The sequence below is a fragment of the Acinetobacter sp. FDAARGOS_494 genome (assembly GCF_003812225.1).
GTDB lineage: Bacteria > Pseudomonadota > Gammaproteobacteria > Pseudomonadales > Moraxellaceae > Acinetobacter > Acinetobacter baumannii.
The window spans coordinates 1,318,897-1,336,855 of record NZ_CP033866.1; the positions used below are offsets into that span (position 1 = coordinate 1,318,897).

A 17,959-nucleotide genomic window follows, 5' to 3' on the forward strand; every position below is an offset into this window, starting at 1 on the left:
TACAATAATTATGCAGTAGCTTTTTTAGCTTGAGCAGCCAAAGAAGCAACACGTTCAGAAGGTTGAGCACCTTGAGAAACCCAGTGAGCAAAACGGTCTGCGTCTAAACGAAGTTTTTCTGCTTGACCTTGTGCAGTTGGGTTAAAGAAACCGATACGCTCGATGAAACGACCATCACGTGCATTGCGGCTATCAGTCACAACGATTTGATAGAATGGACGTTTTTTTGCGCCGCCACGTGCTAAACGAATAACAACCATGATAAAAGCCTTATAATTCTTACGGATTATCCCTGCGCCGACCATCGGCAACACTTCAAACCCCTTTCATAGAGGGCGACATTCTACGTGATTTTCACCCTGAAAGAAAGATTAAATTTTGAGTTATCCGCAGTTTTGAATTTAAATTACTCTGTCCAACTTGATGAAGCAGATAGTGCACAAACTGTGGCACCTTTTGCCCAAAATTTTTGCCCTTGGTCATTTAAACAAATAATTCCATCACCTGCTTGTGAGCTAGTAGAAATAGGTGTTGCAGTAAGTACCCAAGTTGAATCATTCAGAGTTGCAAAAGCTAACTTATATAGAGCCTGACCTTGTATAGGACTCACATTAGAACCATAAATCGACTGTATGGTCGCATTCGACGGATAACGATTGTGAACTACTTTTTCTGATTCTAATGTTTGGGCAATATTCATCATTTCGGATTGAACAGCTGTACGATGCCCTTTACGTAAATATTGCAAATATGAAGGTGTCGCTATAGCTGCTAAAATTGCAATTATCGCTACTACAATCATGATTTCTATTAAAGTAAAACCATTCTTCATTGCCAATTCTCACTATTTGTTTCACATACATTGCAAGTGACTGTTCCACCACAGTCATTATCAACAGCCGTAGCTGTTAAACTTTGACAACGCAAACCTGAATTCTTAGCAATAAAATTAAAGTTTCTTGAATCTGTAGTTGTCGCTTTAATGACCCATGTTTGACCATTAGAAGCAGAATTTGTTAATAAATTACCTGTGGTCGTATCATCAGTAATTTGAATCGTATATCCCCCGCGAGGTAGGGTTATAGAGGTTGTGGTAAAACCCCTATAAGTAAAATTTCTTGATTTATGCTGTTCTAATTGTTCAGCTAATTTCAAAATTTCACTTTTAGCCGCAGATGCAGTAGCTCTACGGCTATAACTTTGATATGAAGGGATAGCAATTGAAGCAAAAATAGCAACGATAACAATCACGACCATAAGCTCAATCAAGGTAACCCCTTGATTGAACCGTAGAATAGAGTACTTATTCATAAGCTGTTCCTTCTAGCGATAGCGCTCATACCAGCGCACAGGAAGTAAATGACTTGTACATTGCCACTCACCTGTTCCGTTCTCGTTTCCAGACAGCTGTAATTTCCCACAACTATTAGTCACAGGAGGTTCATCTCTTTTTGGAACAAATGTGATATTACGAATACCTGCACCAATGACATTTGTATTACATTCAGAGACTCCAGCTGGACAGTTACTACCAGTTTTTGTTTGAAACCCGCTCGGGTTTTCTTTATTTGAATTAATGGTTCCATCCGGATTAAGACAAGCACCAAATGGTAAACAATAAGTTTGTCGGTCTGTTTCTCCCACAACACGAGGTAGACAAGGATCTGCCGCAACAATTCCCGTTCCTTGAGGGTCATAAACTGGAATAATTAAATTACCCGTAATTGCCATTGGTTCTTCAAAAGCTTTGAGTCCTCCTTTAATACGAAAACTATTATTAGCTTTTTCTGTACCATCACTCGTACTAGAAAGCGAGCGATACCAACCACCTTTACCTACTCCTGTAGTGGGGAAGAAAATTTGTGCTACTCTTGTTTCACCTGTTCTTAGAATTTGTGGATTTTTTCTTAAGCCTGTCCGTGTAATGTCTTTTGTTTCAAGCTGATTATCAGTTAAAGACATTAAGTTCTTTTTAACAAAGTCTCTATCAATAATTCCATATACATTATTTACAGGACGTCCACTTAATGCACTTGCAGGCGTCATACCTTCACGACCTGTGAGTGGGTAAACATCTAAAGGTGTACTACGGTCTCCTGATGCAATTCCTAATGTAATAAAAGTGTGAATTCCATAATCGTGGATCGTTACTGTTGGAGGCTCATAAAAACGAGGAGCATTCCCACCTGTATAATCATTTGTGCCATCATAAGTTGAATCATTTGTTGCTAAATTCGCTAAACGCACAACTCTGACACCAAAACTGCTATAGGTCGAATTGGTTTTTGTCTGATTATTATTAAGGTCCACGCGAAAAATTTGTCCGCCTAAATCTCCAAAATATAGATGGTCGACTAAGCCATCAGCATCACGGTCTAAAGTACTAATACGGCTAACAATACTATGCTTCATATTGGCGTTATCAGTATTAGAACCTGTATCACTTGTCCACCACAAACGCTGACCAGTTTTTGCGTCAATAATATAGACAGCATTTCCTTTTGCTTTTCCATTGGTAAAGCAAGCGTCAGTCAACGTAATATTTGGTTTTTCATAACACTGATCATAACCACCGCCAACAATCAGGACGCGTCTAATAGAACCGTTATAACGGATGTTCGCGAGTACGGGTTTAGACCAGCTTTGACCCATACGGCTATAGTCAGTCTGGTCTGCCCCTATTCTAAAAAGCAGTTTCGGTGAAGTAGGGCTTAATACATCTAGTCCGTAGTAGCTACTTCCTCCCATACGCATGCCGCCATAAATATTCATTTGCTTTGCAGTTACTTTTGATACTGCCGAGCTACCACTTCCCACTGTAGTAATATTATAGGCTGGATCAGATACCCAAGCTCCGTCCATACCATGAGCGGGAGCTGAAGCATCACTTTGACCAACAACTAAAGCTTTGGAAGCAACTGAATCATTTAAAATATCTGCAGGAACAAAGACCATTTGCTCAATACCAGATGAAGCATCCACAATATGTAATCCGCCTTCCATAGTTCCATAGAGGATGGATTGTTCTCGGGCAGATGTTAAATTCCCATTATCATCTAGTGTTCCATTGTAGGTTAGTTGAACCGGTAAAGAGTGAATACTTCCCCCCATCGATAAATAAGGTTCATTCGATGTAACCAAAGATGAAGGCAGAGTTGTTGCATTAATATCTGTTGAATAACCTAAATAATTTAATATTTTTAATTTCAAGCTTATAGGAAAAGCTTTTAAAATATTTTGTCCAGTTGATGGATCAAATTTACCTAAAACATAACTTGCTGTATTAGCCACCGTATCAAAAGGATTAGTTCCTTCTGGTGGAGCAGCTGGAATTTTTAGCAAATTAGTTCCAGAAGTTGAAATTTTCGTTAAGCTACCATCTGATGCGACGGCGGAAACATCAGTAAATAAGTTGCGGATTTTAGTTTGTACTGCGTAATAATATTTTGTGATATTTCCTTCTTCATCACGTGTTTCAGGTTGTCCAGCAATGGGTAAAGGAACTTTTGCATATGAACCACCAAAAAAGACTTTACCTCCATCATTATAAGTAGAGCTATTCCAATAATCTTTTGTACCCGTTCTAAATGCCCCAGTTGCGTTGTAAACCAACCCACCAGTATTAGCTTCAAAAGTACCTGCATTCGCTCCAGATAAAACAACATGATATTTCTTTAAATTTCCACGCCATGTTAAGTACGTGTTAGCTGGATTTGGCTCAAAAGCTCGTAAATAACCATATTCCTGTAAATTTTTGGGATTCAATGCATCATATGGAACTGAGATAGCACCTGTGGTTAAGGGTTCTAAAGGAACTTTATCTAAATTATTAATAAATGCGATAACGCTGTCTGTTACGCCTTGTGAACTCTGAGTAGGGAAAAAACCACCATTCCCATAACCTGGTGCAGCTACCGCATTTGTAGATTGATTCGGTGAACACGCATCATCTCCTTTTCGGTCAGACTGGGTTCTCGAACTTAAACGGCAGGCATTTTTTACATCAGAAGAACTCAAACTAGAAAAGTCACTACCAAAACCGACAAATGCTGTTTGAATAGAAACTCCGGCAGGGTTCTTTGTTTTATCAAATAATCTTTTTGCAAACTCCCCCATACAAGCCCAACCAGAGTCTGCCGTAGTGTTAGATAAACCTCCAGAACAATTAAAATCAGCTCCAAAAGTACTACCTAAAGCAGTCGACATGACACTTGCCGAACGTGTATTTGTTGTATTGTTCGGTTCGCCATCCGATAAGAAGTAAATACCTTGCCCATCACAACTCTGGCGATTCGCTACTGCAGGTAAAGGTGACTGATACACTGCATTGGAGTTAGTAGCATTTCGGTCTACAACAATATTCGGATTGCTAGCTGTATCGTTTGATTTAGATTTTGGAATACCGCTATCTGCATTTGCTACAGCATAATTAAAAGTGGTGTAGTAATAAGTATAGTAATAAGTCCAGTCAGATGAAGTATCATAAGCAGTAGCATTATCCACACCTGGATTATTTGTTGACCAGCTACTCCAATAACTATTTGAACGACAAGGTTGCCATAGGTTGGCTGTATCAATTTGCGAATCACGGTAATTAGTACAATATGAATATTCAGTTCTATTATCAGATCTTCTTACACGTTTGATATAACTATCTTTACGAATAGCATAATTCGTCTCTGAATATGTGGTTGTCCCCATTAAGTAAGCAGCTGCTTCAGCATAAGCGTGGGCTGAAGGTGTTGAGCCTCCCGCAGTTAAATTAGCAACAGCTTGTTTTAATTTATAACGTTGTGAGCCTACCGTATTTAAAGTACTTGCATCACCTAAAGGAGCAGCAGCCACTAAAATTTGTCCACTTCGGCTATCACCATTTGCCGAGAAATTTCCTAAACCTACTCGCGTATCATTTAAGACAGGGTTATTGCTAGCCAAAAAAGCATTCATACCATTTTTAAGCATGGCTAAGCGGTTTTCACCATAACTATTGTTGGTCATACTTCCTGATGTATCCAACATCATCACAATTGTTTTTTTACCTGCTGTAGGTGAGGCATAAATTTGTAAATCACTTGCTTGCACCACAGAGCTTGTCATTAGCCATGTGAATATCATTGAGCTTGAATAGACGGCATACCACAAATTATTTGGCTTAAAATTCTTCAATTTTAGTTTCATGATATTCCCCATTATGAACCTGGTGCCGTGATTTCAGTCAGCTTATTGGTATAGTTAAATTCTTGAACTTGAGTACTAAAAGGTACATTATGGTTTGCCAAACAATCAGCTAGAGTTTGCTTATCCGTTAATGCACTATCAAAGTTGTCACTAATTTTTGCGGAACTCGTACTTAAGCAATCAGATTGCAGAGTTTCTAAAGAAGTTGAGGCATAAGCAGGTAAAAACGCTGTTGTAATAACCCGGATACGTTGCGTAGATAGCATGCTTTTAGGAAGTTGGGTTCCTTCGGAAAGATTTATGTCCCGAGGTAGATTTGAACCCGGAATATCAGCCATGGCATCGGTTGGGATACTGACAGCAACTTGAGTAACTACCGCTTGACGATTACTCCCATAGTCACTTGTTAAATCGCAGAAACCTGCTACTCCACCATCTTCAACCACAGCATTATTAGCGCTGCCAGCTCGAAGCAAACTTGCCCCCCGAGTTTGAGCAAAACTTACAGATGTAGAAGTTGGTTTATAGCAAAAGTTATATTCCGCACCAGGGTTACTTTCATGTGCTTTCAGTGCTGCTCCAATCACATTGGTAATATTTGTCAATGTGGTTGGGTTCATCTGTACAATAAGCTCTAACGGAGTATCTGAAGATTGAAAGTTTAATTGGCCAACTTGGCTATTAGTTGCAACTTTTAGAGAAACAATCGCTACTCTTATTGCCAAAACCCCGACAGAAATAACAATCAATAAAATAATAAGTACAACAATAAGTGTGGCACCCGTTTCCTTAGATCGACCTTTAATATTTTTATAATTTAAATGGGTCATATTGTTTCCCCCATTGCATTGCGTAAAGCAATTGTCACGCTATATACGCGTCGCAAAAAGCGAGTTCTGTTATCGGCAGCATGCACATTCTGATCTAGCATAAGAAAAGACTGATTAGGGTCTATTGCCTTATTTTGAGCATTATTTGTAGAACGGGCTAATACCGATATTTGTATTGACAGAATTCTTGGAGCAGCCACAGCTGGACTCGCATCTCGAGCAGCTTGTGCAGCCACCCGATACTGAGGAATTGTGTAATAAGCAAAATTACCAGCTGCGTTTTTCGCACCTAATAAGACATGAAAATGGTCAATACGAGGCAGTATAATTTGGCCTGCATCTCCTAATCCATTAACGATATCAGGTTGCGCTGTAGCACTAACCGCAGGGGTATTCGCATCACATGCAAGTGCATAATCCTGTTGAGAGCTACCATTATTATCAACACGTAAAAAATACCGTTGAACTATTAGGTCCCCCGCTAACACATTCACACCTTCACAATTAGTCATATTGGTCGGGGCAATGAATTGAATAGTCAGTTGATCGCTTTGTACTTCAGCATTTGAACTATTCTGTATATTTGAAAGACCTTTCCAGTAGTTATTCACTGTACTTACCGTATCACCTGCACCACGGCTTAATAACGCTTCCGGAATATAAGTATTTGTATCAACTTTTGGAATAAAATTAATATTGTTGGCATTTGTTGCTGTTGAACCTGTTAATACAATACCTCCCCAAGGCGTTGTATCTGTTAATTGTGGATTTACAACATTTCCATAATTTAGAAGCCGTATATCACGTGCCATATATTCCAAACCAAAAATACCGCTGTCCTGGATTTCAGCATTGGCCTTTTGCAATCGGCTCGATAAAAGCCCTCCAATAAATAGCTGTGTTGCAGCAGCCACTAATATTAGGCCTAAAGCTAAGGCGACTATAAGTTCAATCAAGGTAAAACCTTGTTCTTTATTAGAAATAAATGATTGAGCCATTTAATATGCCTCCATCATTAAGCAAGTTGAATTATTCACGTAAACACCGTTATTACTCATACAACTTGAAACATCCACACTAGTATTTGTTCCATTTGTAGTAATCACTGGCGCAGTTCTACCCCAAAAGACAAATAGGCACTGGCGTTGTTGCACCATTGTATTTGTAACGCCAGGGCAATTTGACATCGTAATTCTCATACCCAGTTGATTAGCATTTCTAGCTGCTTGATAGGCATCAAATTGAGCGAGTTGGGAGGCAGTACATAGAGAGTTAAAACATGACGTGGGTGCAGGAGTATCAGATGTATAGTTGCTATAACTACGCACAAATGTAGGATACTGGCTAGCTTGAGTACTATTTGTACGGATATTTTCTGCTAATCCCCTCATCACTAGAATGGCTTGAGATTTACTTAATGCTTCTGAAGATGCATCCATAGCTCTTAGCTGCAAGGCAACATAACCTAAAACTCCAATAGCAAGTAAAATTAAGGCAACCAAAACTTCGAGTAAGCCCACCCCAGCTTGGGCTTTTTGCTTATAGTGATGCATTAACAATTCTCCTCGGCCTTAAAAACCAAAGTGCCAAGCTTGGACAAAATAATGACTTTCTTTTTATTTATTCTAGAATTACAAATAGATAAAAGCGTATCTTGAGTTATATTTGCCACTACTCCATTTGCGTTAAAAGCTAAAGTAGTAGTCGTTAAAGAACTTTGCGTACCATCAGCGGCTATATTTTTTAGCTCAAGAGTATTATTAGAAGCTGTCTGCCAATTTAATGAAGTGGGTGTATTTGAAGCTGTTGAGTTCAAGTTAACAGAAACATTCTGACGTCCTAAAATTGCCTGACTTTTCGCTTCTGATAAAGTGTTGATTAAGTCTCTTTGATTAGCATCTAAACGTTTACTTTCTAATAAATTTGACATTGATGGTGCAGCCATCAGTGCAATAATAGCCATGACCGCAATCGTCACCATTAGCTCGACCAAGGTGAACCCTTCTTGTGGAATAATTCCCCTCATCCCCAGAACCCCAAATAAAACTAAAATTTTTTATTTCTTATTTAAATTTTACTTTTACAAATTACAAAACAAATACAAAACAGACAAAGGGTATAAAAAAACAGATAACTGTCATGTTAACAATTATCTGTTTAACTATTTAAAATCAGTATGTTAAATAAGTCACATTTTATGCTTGGGTCACATGAATACGTAATTCTTTAGGAAGACTAAAAGTAATATTTTCCTCACGTCCTTCTAATTCTTTAGGCGCCTGAGCTCCCCAATCTTGTAAACGTTGAATCACTTGCTTAATTAAAATTTCTGGAGCTGAAGCTCCCGCTGTAACACCAATTTTACAAGTATCATTGAACCATGATTGTTCAAGTTGATCTGCATTATCTACTAGATAAGCAGCTTTCCCCATACGCTCAGCAAGCTCACGTAAACGATTCGAATTTGAAGAGTTAGGCGAGCCAACAACCAGCACAACATCACATTTTTCAGCTAAGTCACGTACTGCATCTTGTCTATTTTGAGTTGCATAACAGATGTCATCTTTACGCGGACCTTGAATATTCGGGAATTTCGCACGCAAAGCATCAATCACTTTTGCTGTATCATCAATAGATAAGGTCGTTTGCGTAACAAATGCTAATTTTTCCGGATGTCTAACCTCGAGTGCTGCCACATCAGCCTCATCTTCAACCAGATAAATATCGCCACCTTTTAATTTGTCATATTGTCCCATCGTACCTTCAACTTCTGGGTGCCCTTCATGACCAATTAAAATAGCTTCTGTCCCTTCGCGAGCATATTTAGTTACTTCAATATGTACTTTAGTCACCAATGGACAAGTCGCATCAAAAACTTTTAAGCCTCGACGCTCTGCTTCTTGCTGAACTGCTTTTGAAACACCGTGTGCACTGAAAATTACAATAGAATCATCTGGCACTTGGTCCAGCTCATCAACGAAAACAGCCCCTCTTTGGCGTAAGTCATCTACCACAAATTTATTGTGTACAACTTCATGACGTACATAAATAGGAGGATTAAAACATTCCAAAGCCCGATTGACGATTGCTATGGCTCGATCAACACCGGCACAAAAACCACGCGGATTAGCTAACACAATTTCCATAACAGCCTCAAAATTAATAAAACAGGGGAACTTCTCGTAAATATTTGCAGTTAAAACTATTCAGTTTAAACGCACGGTACACTACAATAGCGAAGATATTTTATCATATCAGGAAAAATATCATGTCGGGTCTATTGTTTGTCGTTTCTGCTGCATCAGGAACGGGCAAAACATCTTTGGTGAAAGCCCTACTTGACCGTGTGAGCAATTTACATGTTTCAGTTTCGCATACTACCCGAGGTCAACGACCAGGTGAGTTAGATGGTGTTCACTATCACTTCACAACAAAAGATGAATTTTTAGACCAAGTGAACCAAGGTGGATTTATCGAATATGCTGAAGTATTTGGTAACTACTATGGCACTTCGCAAGCAACCGTAAAACAACAGTTAGCTCAAGGACATGATGTCTTGCTTGAAATTGACTGGCAAGGTGCAGAGCAAGTACGTAAGCTGTTTCCTGAATCTAAACAGATCTTTATTTTACCACCTACTCAATTCGATTTACGTCAACGTTTATCTAACCGTGGTACAGACTCTGTTGAAGTTATTGAACACCGCTTAAGCTGTGCTGTTGAAGACATGCAGCACTATGTAAATTTCGACTATATCATCATTAATGATGACTTTAATAAAGCCTTACATGAGCTTGAAGCCGTCATTACAGCAAATCGTTTAGTCTTATCTCAACAGGCAAAAAGACATCAAAATCTAATTCAAGACTTGATTACTCCACAACCAAAACAGGAATAACTTGAGTCTGGAACGAAAGCCTTTTATACTATTTAGTCTGTTCAAATTTACCATTCCAAAACGAGAACTTTTATGGCACGCGTCACCGTTGAAGATTGTTTAGATCATGTAGACAACCGTTTTGAGCTTGTGCTCGTTGCAAGTAAACGTGCTCGTCAATTGGCACGTCAAGGCATGGAGCCAACTGTAGAATGGGATAACGACAAACCAACAGTTGTTGCTTTACGTGAAATCGCTGTAGGTCACGTAACGAAAGAAATTCTTAAACAACGTGAGCAAGATTATCAAACTTCTAGTCTTGATCTTGCCCTTTCTACAAACAGCTTAAATTTAGAAGGTTTTTCTTTCTAATTACTCCTGTTTCTATAAAAAACCATCGTTTTTTTGCGATGGTTTTTTATTTGGCTTTGCATATTTAAAACATATTGGTAAAAGCAATTATTTTCATTGAAAAAAAAATACACTTTTTCAAACGAAAAAATTGACAAGTTCCGCAATATGCTTTTCATTAAGAAGTAGATAGATTTAGTTTTTTAAGCAACAGAAAAAGGGTGGTCTATGCCAGGCGAAGAGGTCAGCCAAGCCAAGCAACAGCTCAAATTAATTATCGACCCTTACTTATCGGTAAGTGAAGTCGAAAAAGTGCTTGCTGCCTGCGATTTTGGAGATCTGGCACACACTGGTATTACCCGTAAAAGTGGTGAACCTTATATTCTGCATCCTATCGCGGTTAGCTGTATTTTAGCGAATATGCGCCTGGATCCTGAAACATTAATGGCTGCACTTTTACATGATGTCATTGAAGATACTCAATATACAAAAGACGATATTATTGAGCGATTTGGACAAACAGTTGCAGAGCTTGTTGATGGCGTAACCAAACTAAGCCAGTCGAGCGATAAAGAATATAATAAAGCTGCTTCTTTTAGAAAAATTCTACAAGCTACTTTGCAAGATCCACGCGTCATTATTATTAAACTAGCTGATCGCTACCACAATATGACCACATTGGGCGCCTTACGTCCCGATAAACGTGCTCGTATTGCTCAAGAAACCTTTGATATTTTCGTACCGATGGCAAGATTAGTCGGCATGAATGAAATGGCCGATAACCTTGAAAATTTATGTTATCAAAATCTCGATTTAGATATGTTTGATAACGTTCAAAATGCGTTGCTTCAAACCAAACCAGAGCGATGTAAATACCAAAGTATCTGGGAACAAAATCTTGCAGAGCTTCTCCACAATTATCATATTCAAGGTCGAATTAAAAAGAAAAATAATAATATTGAGCTCTTACGCCATTTCGTAAAAAATGAAATGGATTTACAAGAACTTACTCATAGCCATGCCTTTGAAATCGTTTTACAATCCATTGCAGACTGCGATCGTTTAGTAGCAGCATTAAAAGAAAATTTTCAGGTCATCCAATATCAAGATCATATCCGCCGCCCGTTACCAGGTGGTAATCAGTCACTAATGATCAAGCTTAAGGGTGAAAAAACCACGTTATCGCTCACTATTCAAACTGAGTTGATGCGTAAAGCTGCACGTTTCGGTGTCGTACTCGGCGAAAATGCTCCACAAACTTGCCGCTCTGCCATTCAAGCTTCCATGCAGAACCTAAATACACTCATTGATGGTGAATGCGCTAAAACGACTTTTAATGACTTACTTGATTATTTGCATCAAGAAAAAATTTGGGTTTACACACCACACGGCCAGTTACATGAATTACCACAAGGCGCCACAGTAGTTGATTTTGCCTACTCAGCTAGTCTTTTCTTAGGCAACCATGCGGTAGGTGCAAAAGTTGATGGTGAAATTAAGCCACTTTCTACACCATTAGTTAGTGGGCAGGTTATTGAGATTATTACTGACGTTTTAGCAACGCCAAATCCAGATTGGCTGAGCTTTATTAATACTCAAAAAGCTCGCCGTGCTTTACAGCACGTACTCAAAGACCAAGATATTGAAGAACAACGTTTAGTTGGTGCCCAAGCACTTTCACGAGCTTTGAAACTCTTTAATCGTTCTATTAACGACCTTTCAGATGCAGATTGGTTAGATCTTTTACAATGGCGTCATATTGATAATAAAGATGCATTATTTGAGCAAATTGCTGTTGGAGATTTACTTCCTCAACTTGTAGCTAACCATTTGTTTGCAAATGACAAGCATCCTCGAGCAGAAAATTCAGATCGACTAATTCAAGGAACTGAAGGCATTGATGTTAAATATGCCCACTGTTGTAATCCTATTTTAGGCGATCCAATTCAAGGCCATTTAACACGACGTGGTTTAATTGTGCACCGTATTCGTTGTCATAATTTGCTTCATGAACAACATTTACACCCAGAAAACATTATGCCGCTTCAATGGAAAGCAGATGACGTAGATGATGTACGTTTTACTGCTTACCTTGCGATTTATATGGCAATGAATGATGAACAGGTATCAGACCTCATCTACCAATGTCGTAAAAATAATGCTGGGGTAGAAATGGTACATTCCAACGAACAGCGTACTTTCGTCAATATTGTAGTAAACAACCGTAAACATATTGCAAAAGTCATTCGTGATTTACGAATGCACTATGGCTTCCCACGTATTGAGCGTCTAGACGCCCCTGCTCCACAAATGGAAATTTCCAAAGTCAGCTAAAATTTGTTCTGCTTTACTAAAATCTAACTTCTAGAAGTACCTAATCAATTAAATCGATGATACTTTTGTCAAAACGTATCATCGATTATGATGAAAAAAGATTTAATCAAGGAGAACCAAATGTCCCGTCAAGTCATTCATACTGAAAATGCCCCTGCTGCCATCGGCACATATTCTCAAGCCATTTTAGTAGGTAACACACTATATTTATCAGGGCAAATTGGTTTAGATCCTTACAGTATGGAACTTGTAGACGGTATTGAAGCTCAAATCCGCCGTGTTTTTGATAACCTTAAAGCAGTATGTGAAGCTGCAGGCGGCACACTTGCAGATATTGCAAAGCTCAATATTTTTCTTACTGATTTATCTAATTTCCAACTCGTTAACCAAATTATGGGCGAATATTTTGCTCAACCATACCCAGCTCGTGCTGCACTTGGTGTAGCAAGCCTGCCTAAAGGGGCTTTAGTTGAAATGGATGGAATTGTTATTATTAATCAGTAAGATAAAATATTAACTAGAAATTATTTAGCTCTAAAATTAGATACCACCCCAGCTTAAAAAGCTGAGTAACTCTCAGATTTCCGCTTAGGTGGTATTTTTTTATCCAAAATCCCAATAACGATAAATGAGATTTTAAATGAATTTCATTGACAAACGATAATAATTATCAATAATATCAATTATCGCATTTATATTTGGGGATCACTCCCATGTACGTTTGCTTGTGTCGTGGCATTACCGATCAGGATATTAAAGACGCTATTGAAAATGGCGCTGAAAGCTATCGTGAAATTCGCGATTTGCTTGATCTTGGTACTTGCTGTGGACGCTGTGCACCAGAAGCACGTGCTATTATTAGTGAAGAATTAGCAGAAATTGCTGCGCGCATTTCTGTAGCTGCATAATAAAAATTAATAATTAACAAAAATTTATTGACTCCTCCACCGCTTTTTGCGGAACGTTAAATGTTCCTCATTGAAGCGGTTTTTTTTGGAAGGAAATTCACATTTACCAATATTGTGTTGTTTTTGATTGCGATTTTCATTTGCTGTTCTATAAATTACTCGCCATATCCATGATTGTTCACTAAAATGAATTTATAGATTGCCTTAACTGAATTAAGGCAGAAATTGTTTTGGAGTAGCTACAATGAAAGGCAATCGTGATGTCATTAATCAGCTCAACCAAGTGCTGTATCATCATTTAACTGCAATTAATCAATACTTTTTACACTCTCGTATGTTTAATGATTGGGGAATTGAACAACTCGGTTCTGCCGAATATAAAGAATCAATTCGCCAAATGAAGCATGCTGACAAAATTATTGAGCGTATCTTATTTTTAGAAGGTCTCCCTAATCTTCAACACTTAGGTAAATTGTATATCGGTCAACATACAGAAGAAGTTCTGCAATGCGACATCCGTAAAGTAAAAGAAAATATTGAAGCAATTCAAAAAGCGGTCGCTTTAGCCGAAACAGAACAAGACTATGTAACGCGTGATTTGGTACAAGAAATCTTAGAAAAAGAGGAAGAATATTGGGATTGGTTAGATACTCAAATTGATCTTATTGGCAGTGTTGGTATCGAAAATTATATTCAAAGCCAAATGTAATTTCTCATAAAAAAATCCCCTTGTATTCAAGGGGATTTTTTTTATTTATCTTTTAACAACTCTGCCAAAGTTATTTGCTGTCGATAAAGATGCTGCAAAATAAATATTTGTTGCTCGGCCTGTTCTACTTTTCCATTATAGGCAAGTAGCTGGGCATATTTACGCAAGTTATAAGGCGTCGCTTTATTCTTCACAAAATTACCCCACACTGCTAAATCAGCATCAGATAAAGTAGTTTCAGGCTTCATCTCAATCCATTTTAGACGCTGCTCAAACTGCGTTAAAACAAAAATCTGATTACTTCCCAAAACCTCAGCATTTGGCTGTTTATTCTTAAACAACAAATTACTATTTGTGACATAGACATTATAGTCACGCCAAATTGCTAGCAGAAGTATTAAACTGACTCCCCAAATTAAACGAAGAACCTGCTTGTTGAGCACAATACCTTTGAGTACAGGTGTCTGTGCCTGAATTATGCCTAATAAGAATCCACAAGTAAGTAAGAAGTAAGCGTAGCGTTGAGGAAACTCTAACATGGCATGAATGAGTACGGTACACACCATCATAATTGCAATAATTGAGATAGTTTCTTTAGCCTGCTGGTTTAGCCAAAGGAACCAACATGCAAAGTAAGCAATAATGGCTATACCTATTGGGATACCGTTCCAGATGATGAGATCTAATAAAATATTATGGGCACTGGTCGTCCACTCAGTTGTTGGAAAAAGAGCATAGGCTGACATTTGCGCTACACTGGTTTGGTTCCAACCATACCCCAACCAAGGATGTTGCTGTACAGCAAGTAGCATTTGGGTCCAGATATTAAAACGTAGATATCCAGAGCTTGCTCTTTCAACTAAACTACTTGCTTGGGCTACATCAGCGCTCGACCATGCTTCAATTAAACTAGTAGCAAATGGCAGAATCACGCCAGCTATTACAAAAAAACCAGCGCACCACAAGAACCCTTGAATAAAACCAAATCTTTTTTGTTTTCCAAATAGTTTAACTATCCAATAGATAAGTAAAAATGGAAAAACGACCCAAGACGTTCTTGATTGGCTTAAAGCGATTGTAAACAAGATAATGAGTGCAGAAGGGAAAAGTAACCAAACTGTTGCTTTATTCTTTTCATATAAAAATAGACAACCTAATAGCCCCATAATCAGAAAGGTTGCCATATTGTTAGGTTGACCAAAGTTGCCGTAAGGACGGTTACCAATTAAATGCAACATATGCACAAAATGAGACTCAATATTTAACCATTGGCATATCGCAATAAAACTGGTCGCAATTGATACAATAATCAGTAATAAACTAAAGCCTGTAAAAATTTGATCTCGCTTTTGTTGATCTAGTGACAAGTTATAACCCGCCACAACCATAAACCAGAAGCCTAATAAGTAAAGTGAACTTAACAAAGCTGTACTAAAATCAAAAACTAGACCAAAAGCCCACTGCACCACTGGAATTAAAATAAATGGCAACAGCAATAATTGTGCACGCGGAATTTTAATATTTTGATAAAAAAGTGCAGCTAAGACACTTAAACCTGCCGCAAAAGTACTCATTTCACTAGAAAACATTACCCAAGGGTTATAGTGAAATGGTGATAGCCATGCGAAACCCAATAGAATTGCTGCGAGGAACAGAAAGAATACTTGCATAGTGACAGGTTTGAGACTATTAGAAATGGGTGAAATTATACATGGAACCCTAAAGAAAAATGTATGAAGTCTATATGAAAAGGACTTGATAAAGTTTACTTCAAAAGTTAAGGAATTTTTGAAGCTGGTACTAAGTGCTCCGCACCACCATAAAACCAAAAGTTTGGAGCCATTCGTCCTCCATAGCTTCCGCAACTCCAACAAGTTAAATCTTGCCCTAAATACATTATTGTGATGTATAAGAATAAAACTCCCCATAAAGCAATCAGTATTTTTGTCGACCTAGAAGAATATTGGGAACTAGAAGTTAACTCTCTATGAGAAAAAGTAAAAGCTATAAATAATACACAGGCAATTTGTGACGCTGGGTACACCATACTACCTGAGAACATTGCATCAACTAAAACGGCGATCACACCAACTTTCAAAATTAGTGAAACAGTTTTATCTTTAAATAAACCAATTAATTGGGTCAACATCCATATACAGAATATGAGACCTATAATGCCCCATTCAAAAATAAGTCTTAAATATAGATTATGTATATGATGTCCATACGCATACTGTATTTTAGACAAGTATCCACCACCAACCCCAGTAAATGGGTGCTGTTTCCATTGTTTAAATACAAACTTCCACATTTCTGCGCGCAGCGATGTTCCCGTTCGTATTACAGTCATTGTATTTTTTTCAGCTAAAAAAATAGTGATTTTATAAATAAAAAAAGCTAAAAAAATATAAATACAGCTTTGCAAAATAAGCTTTCGATTTTCTTTAGAATATATAAAGAGAACTAGCAATCCTGTCATTACCGCAAGTAAAGCAGACCTAGCTCCATCAAAAAACCATGCTAAAGCAAAAAAGAAAATTACTATAGGGTAAAAATAAGAGATATAAGGATATTTCTTATTTTTTAGATAAATCAGGAAGAAAAACAAGGGAACAATAACACTATCATAAATCCGAATCGTGCCAGAGTTAAACTGCCAATCAAACCATTGTTGATGGATAATAAAATTAAAAATAGAAATCAAAATAAATAAACATGGAATAATTGCTGTAACTACAATTAGTGCAATACCATGCTCTATATTTTTTATATTCCTTAACTCATATGTTAAGGCAGAAAATATAAAAAGTAATGCTATCGCAGACCAAAGCTCTTGAAACTCAAAAATTCCCCAATTTATGTGTTGAATTAATATAAATACCCCAATAATAAAAAAATTAATTTGACTATAAATTGAGTATTTTAGTTTTTTTGCGGAGATTAATATTAATAAAGCACATAACGCTAAAGGAAACTGCAATAAACGAAGTTCATCATATTGAAAGACAGACCAGCCAATTCGATATCCCAATAGTGCTGTAATAAGATAGATTACTATCACAAACAGTAAAATATTTTTCTTTAACATATTTATTTTCTTCAATAAAAAAGAGAGGCCGCAACCTCTCTTTTTATTAATTAACTATTAAGAAGCACCACATGATTTAGGACGTAAGTTTTCAGCTACATCAGTTTTACAGCGCCAAGCACCTGTCGTACCATTTGTAGCATTATCTGCATCACGGATCCATTCAATTTTTTTACCATTAATTTGTGATGTACCTTTCAATGTACAAGTAATATTACTTGCACCATTAGTTCCAATATTGGCTGTAATAGCACAAGCATTCGTAGATTGTTGTAAACCTAAAGTTGTTACATCAGTTAATGCCGCAGTTAAACCTTCTGCTAATTTAGTTTCTGCATTTGTCTTACCAGCAGTAATATCAGCTAAACCAGTACTTACTTGTGACTTAGCAATGTAGTTTTGATAAGCAGGAATCGCAATTGCTGCCAAAATACCAATAATGGCAACCACGATCATAAGTTCGATTAATGTAAAACCTTTTTGTGCATTCATAGCCTTTTCCCCAAAGATTGTATGTATGTTTTTATATAAGCTTTTCAGCTATCAAATATATTGCAGCAACCATGCCAACTTTTATTATTGTTAAAAAACATAAACTTATAATTTATAAAGCCTTATTTTAGTAGTTTAAGCTGTAATTAACTGACAAAAATTGTCACTAGGAATTTAGTAGAATTAAATCAC

At 37.4% G+C, this 17,959-nt stretch carries 18 protein-coding genes and 1 pseudogene; 7 read left to right on the forward strand and 12 right to left on the reverse strand.

Features of this window, described 5'->3' with window-relative positions:
* Positions 1-8: 8 nt before the first annotated feature.
* The 9 genes from rpsP to ispH form a co-directional block, all read right to left on the reverse strand.
* Positions 9-260 carry a 30S ribosomal protein S16 gene (rpsP, locus tag EG365_RS06420; RefSeq protein ID WP_000260334.1) on the reverse strand — a complete coding sequence of 84 codons (252 nt, stop codon included), beginning with the start codon at positions 258-260 and terminating at the stop codon, positions 9-11.
* 146 nt (positions 261-406) lie between these two features.
* A complete protein-coding gene (locus EG365_RS06425; protein WP_000788342.1) occupies positions 407-832 on the reverse strand; it encodes a type IV pilin protein in 426 nt (141 codons plus the stop codon).
* A complete protein-coding gene (locus EG365_RS06430) occupies positions 829-1,311 on the reverse strand; it encodes a type IV pilin protein (RefSeq protein ID WP_001046420.1) in 483 nt (160 codons plus the stop codon). Before EG365_RS06430 ends, EG365_RS06425 begins: the two co-directional genes overlap by 4 nt.
* 12 nt (positions 1,312-1,323) lie before the next feature.
* Positions 1,324-5,178 (reverse strand): PilC/PilY family type IV pilus protein, encoded by a 3,855-nt coding sequence (locus EG365_RS06435; protein WP_000768970.1) that lies wholly within the window; start codon positions 5,176-5,178, stop codon positions 1,324-1,326.
* Positions 5,179-5,189: 11 nt separating this feature from the next.
* Positions 5,190-6,008 carry a PilX N-terminal domain-containing pilus assembly protein gene (locus EG365_RS06440; protein ID WP_000149374.1) on the reverse strand — a complete coding sequence of 273 codons (819 nt, stop codon included), beginning with the start codon at positions 6,006-6,008 and terminating at the stop codon, positions 5,190-5,192.
* Positions 6,005-7,006 carry a PilW family protein gene (locus EG365_RS06445; protein WP_000079200.1) on the reverse strand — a complete coding sequence of 334 codons (1,002 nt, stop codon included), beginning with the start codon at positions 7,004-7,006 and terminating at the stop codon, positions 6,005-6,007. The genes EG365_RS06440 and EG365_RS06445 overlap by 4 nt, the downstream gene beginning before the upstream one ends.
* Positions 7,007-7,567, reverse strand: a complete 561-nt coding sequence (pilV, locus tag EG365_RS06450) for a type IV pilus modification protein PilV (RefSeq protein ID WP_085916952.1) — start codon at positions 7,565-7,567, stop codon at positions 7,007-7,009.
* Positions 7,561-8,034 (reverse strand): pilus assembly FimT family protein, encoded by a 474-nt coding sequence (locus tag EG365_RS06455; RefSeq protein ID WP_001214061.1) that lies wholly within the window; start codon positions 8,032-8,034, stop codon positions 7,561-7,563. The genes pilV and EG365_RS06455 overlap by 7 nt, the downstream gene beginning before the upstream one ends.
* A gap of 169 nt (positions 8,035-8,203) precedes the next feature.
* Positions 8,204-9,154: a 4-hydroxy-3-methylbut-2-enyl diphosphate reductase gene (ispH, locus tag EG365_RS06460; protein WP_000407064.1), complete on the reverse strand. Its 951-nt coding sequence runs from the start codon at positions 9,152-9,154 to the stop codon at positions 8,204-8,206.
* A gap of 122 nt (positions 9,155-9,276) precedes the next feature.
* On the opposite strand from ispH, the gene gmk reads away from it, so the two are divergent.
* The 7 genes and pseudogenes from gmk to bfr all read left to right on the forward strand — a co-directional run bounded on the left by gmk (position 9,277) and on the right by bfr (position 14,187).
* Positions 9,277-9,906 carry a guanylate kinase gene (gene gmk, locus EG365_RS06465; RefSeq protein ID WP_000015937.1) on the forward strand — a complete coding sequence of 210 codons (630 nt, stop codon included), beginning with the start codon at positions 9,277-9,279 and terminating at the stop codon, positions 9,904-9,906.
* Positions 9,907-9,978: 72 nt separating this feature from the next.
* Positions 9,979-10,257: a DNA-directed RNA polymerase subunit omega gene (gene rpoZ / locus EG365_RS06470; protein WP_000135049.1), complete on the forward strand. Its 279-nt coding sequence runs from the start codon at positions 9,979-9,981 to the stop codon at positions 10,255-10,257.
* Between the two features lie 38 nt (positions 10,258-10,295).
* Positions 10,296-10,425 (forward strand): annotated as a pseudogene (locus EG365_RS06475) (hypothetical protein).
* A 39-nt stretch (positions 10,426-10,464) separates the two neighbouring features.
* Positions 10,465-12,570: a RelA/SpoT family protein gene (locus tag EG365_RS06480; RefSeq protein ID WP_001117590.1), complete on the forward strand. Its 2,106-nt coding sequence runs from the start codon at positions 10,465-10,467 to the stop codon at positions 12,568-12,570.
* Between the two features lie 120 nt (positions 12,571-12,690).
* On the forward strand, positions 12,691-13,074 hold the full coding sequence (locus tag EG365_RS06485) for a RidA family protein (RefSeq protein ID WP_000090000.1): 384 nt from the start codon (positions 12,691-12,693) through the stop codon (positions 13,072-13,074).
* 209 nt (positions 13,075-13,283) lie between these two features.
* The gene (locus EG365_RS06490) at positions 13,284-13,478 is read left to right on the forward strand and encodes a bacterioferritin-associated ferredoxin (protein WP_000289091.1); all 195 of its coding nucleotides are present in this window, start codon (positions 13,284-13,286) and stop codon (positions 13,476-13,478) included.
* Between the two features lie 244 nt (positions 13,479-13,722).
* Positions 13,723-14,187, forward strand: a complete 465-nt coding sequence (gene bfr, locus EG365_RS06495; RefSeq protein WP_000678123.1) for a heteropolymeric bacterioferritin subunit Bfr — start codon at positions 13,723-13,725, stop codon at positions 14,185-14,187.
* A 41-nt stretch (positions 14,188-14,228) separates the two neighbouring features.
* Here the strand turns inward: bfr and EG365_RS06500 are convergent, their stop codons facing one another.
* The 3 genes from EG365_RS06500 to EG365_RS06510 form a co-directional block, all read right to left on the reverse strand.
* On the reverse strand, positions 14,229-15,857 hold the full coding sequence (locus tag EG365_RS06500) for a PglL family O-oligosaccharyltransferase (protein ID WP_001988049.1): 1,629 nt from the start codon (positions 15,855-15,857) through the stop codon (positions 14,229-14,231).
* Positions 15,858-15,964: 107 nt separating this feature from the next.
* The gene (locus tag EG365_RS06505; protein WP_000914629.1) at positions 15,965-17,275 is read right to left on the reverse strand and encodes an O-antigen ligase family protein; all 1,311 of its coding nucleotides are present in this window, start codon (positions 17,273-17,275) and stop codon (positions 15,965-15,967) included.
* 57 nt (positions 17,276-17,332) lie between these two features.
* Positions 17,333-17,767, reverse strand: a complete 435-nt coding sequence (locus EG365_RS06510) for a pilin (RefSeq protein ID WP_000993717.1) — start codon at positions 17,765-17,767, stop codon at positions 17,333-17,335.
* Positions 17,768-17,959 lie beyond the last annotated feature (192 nt).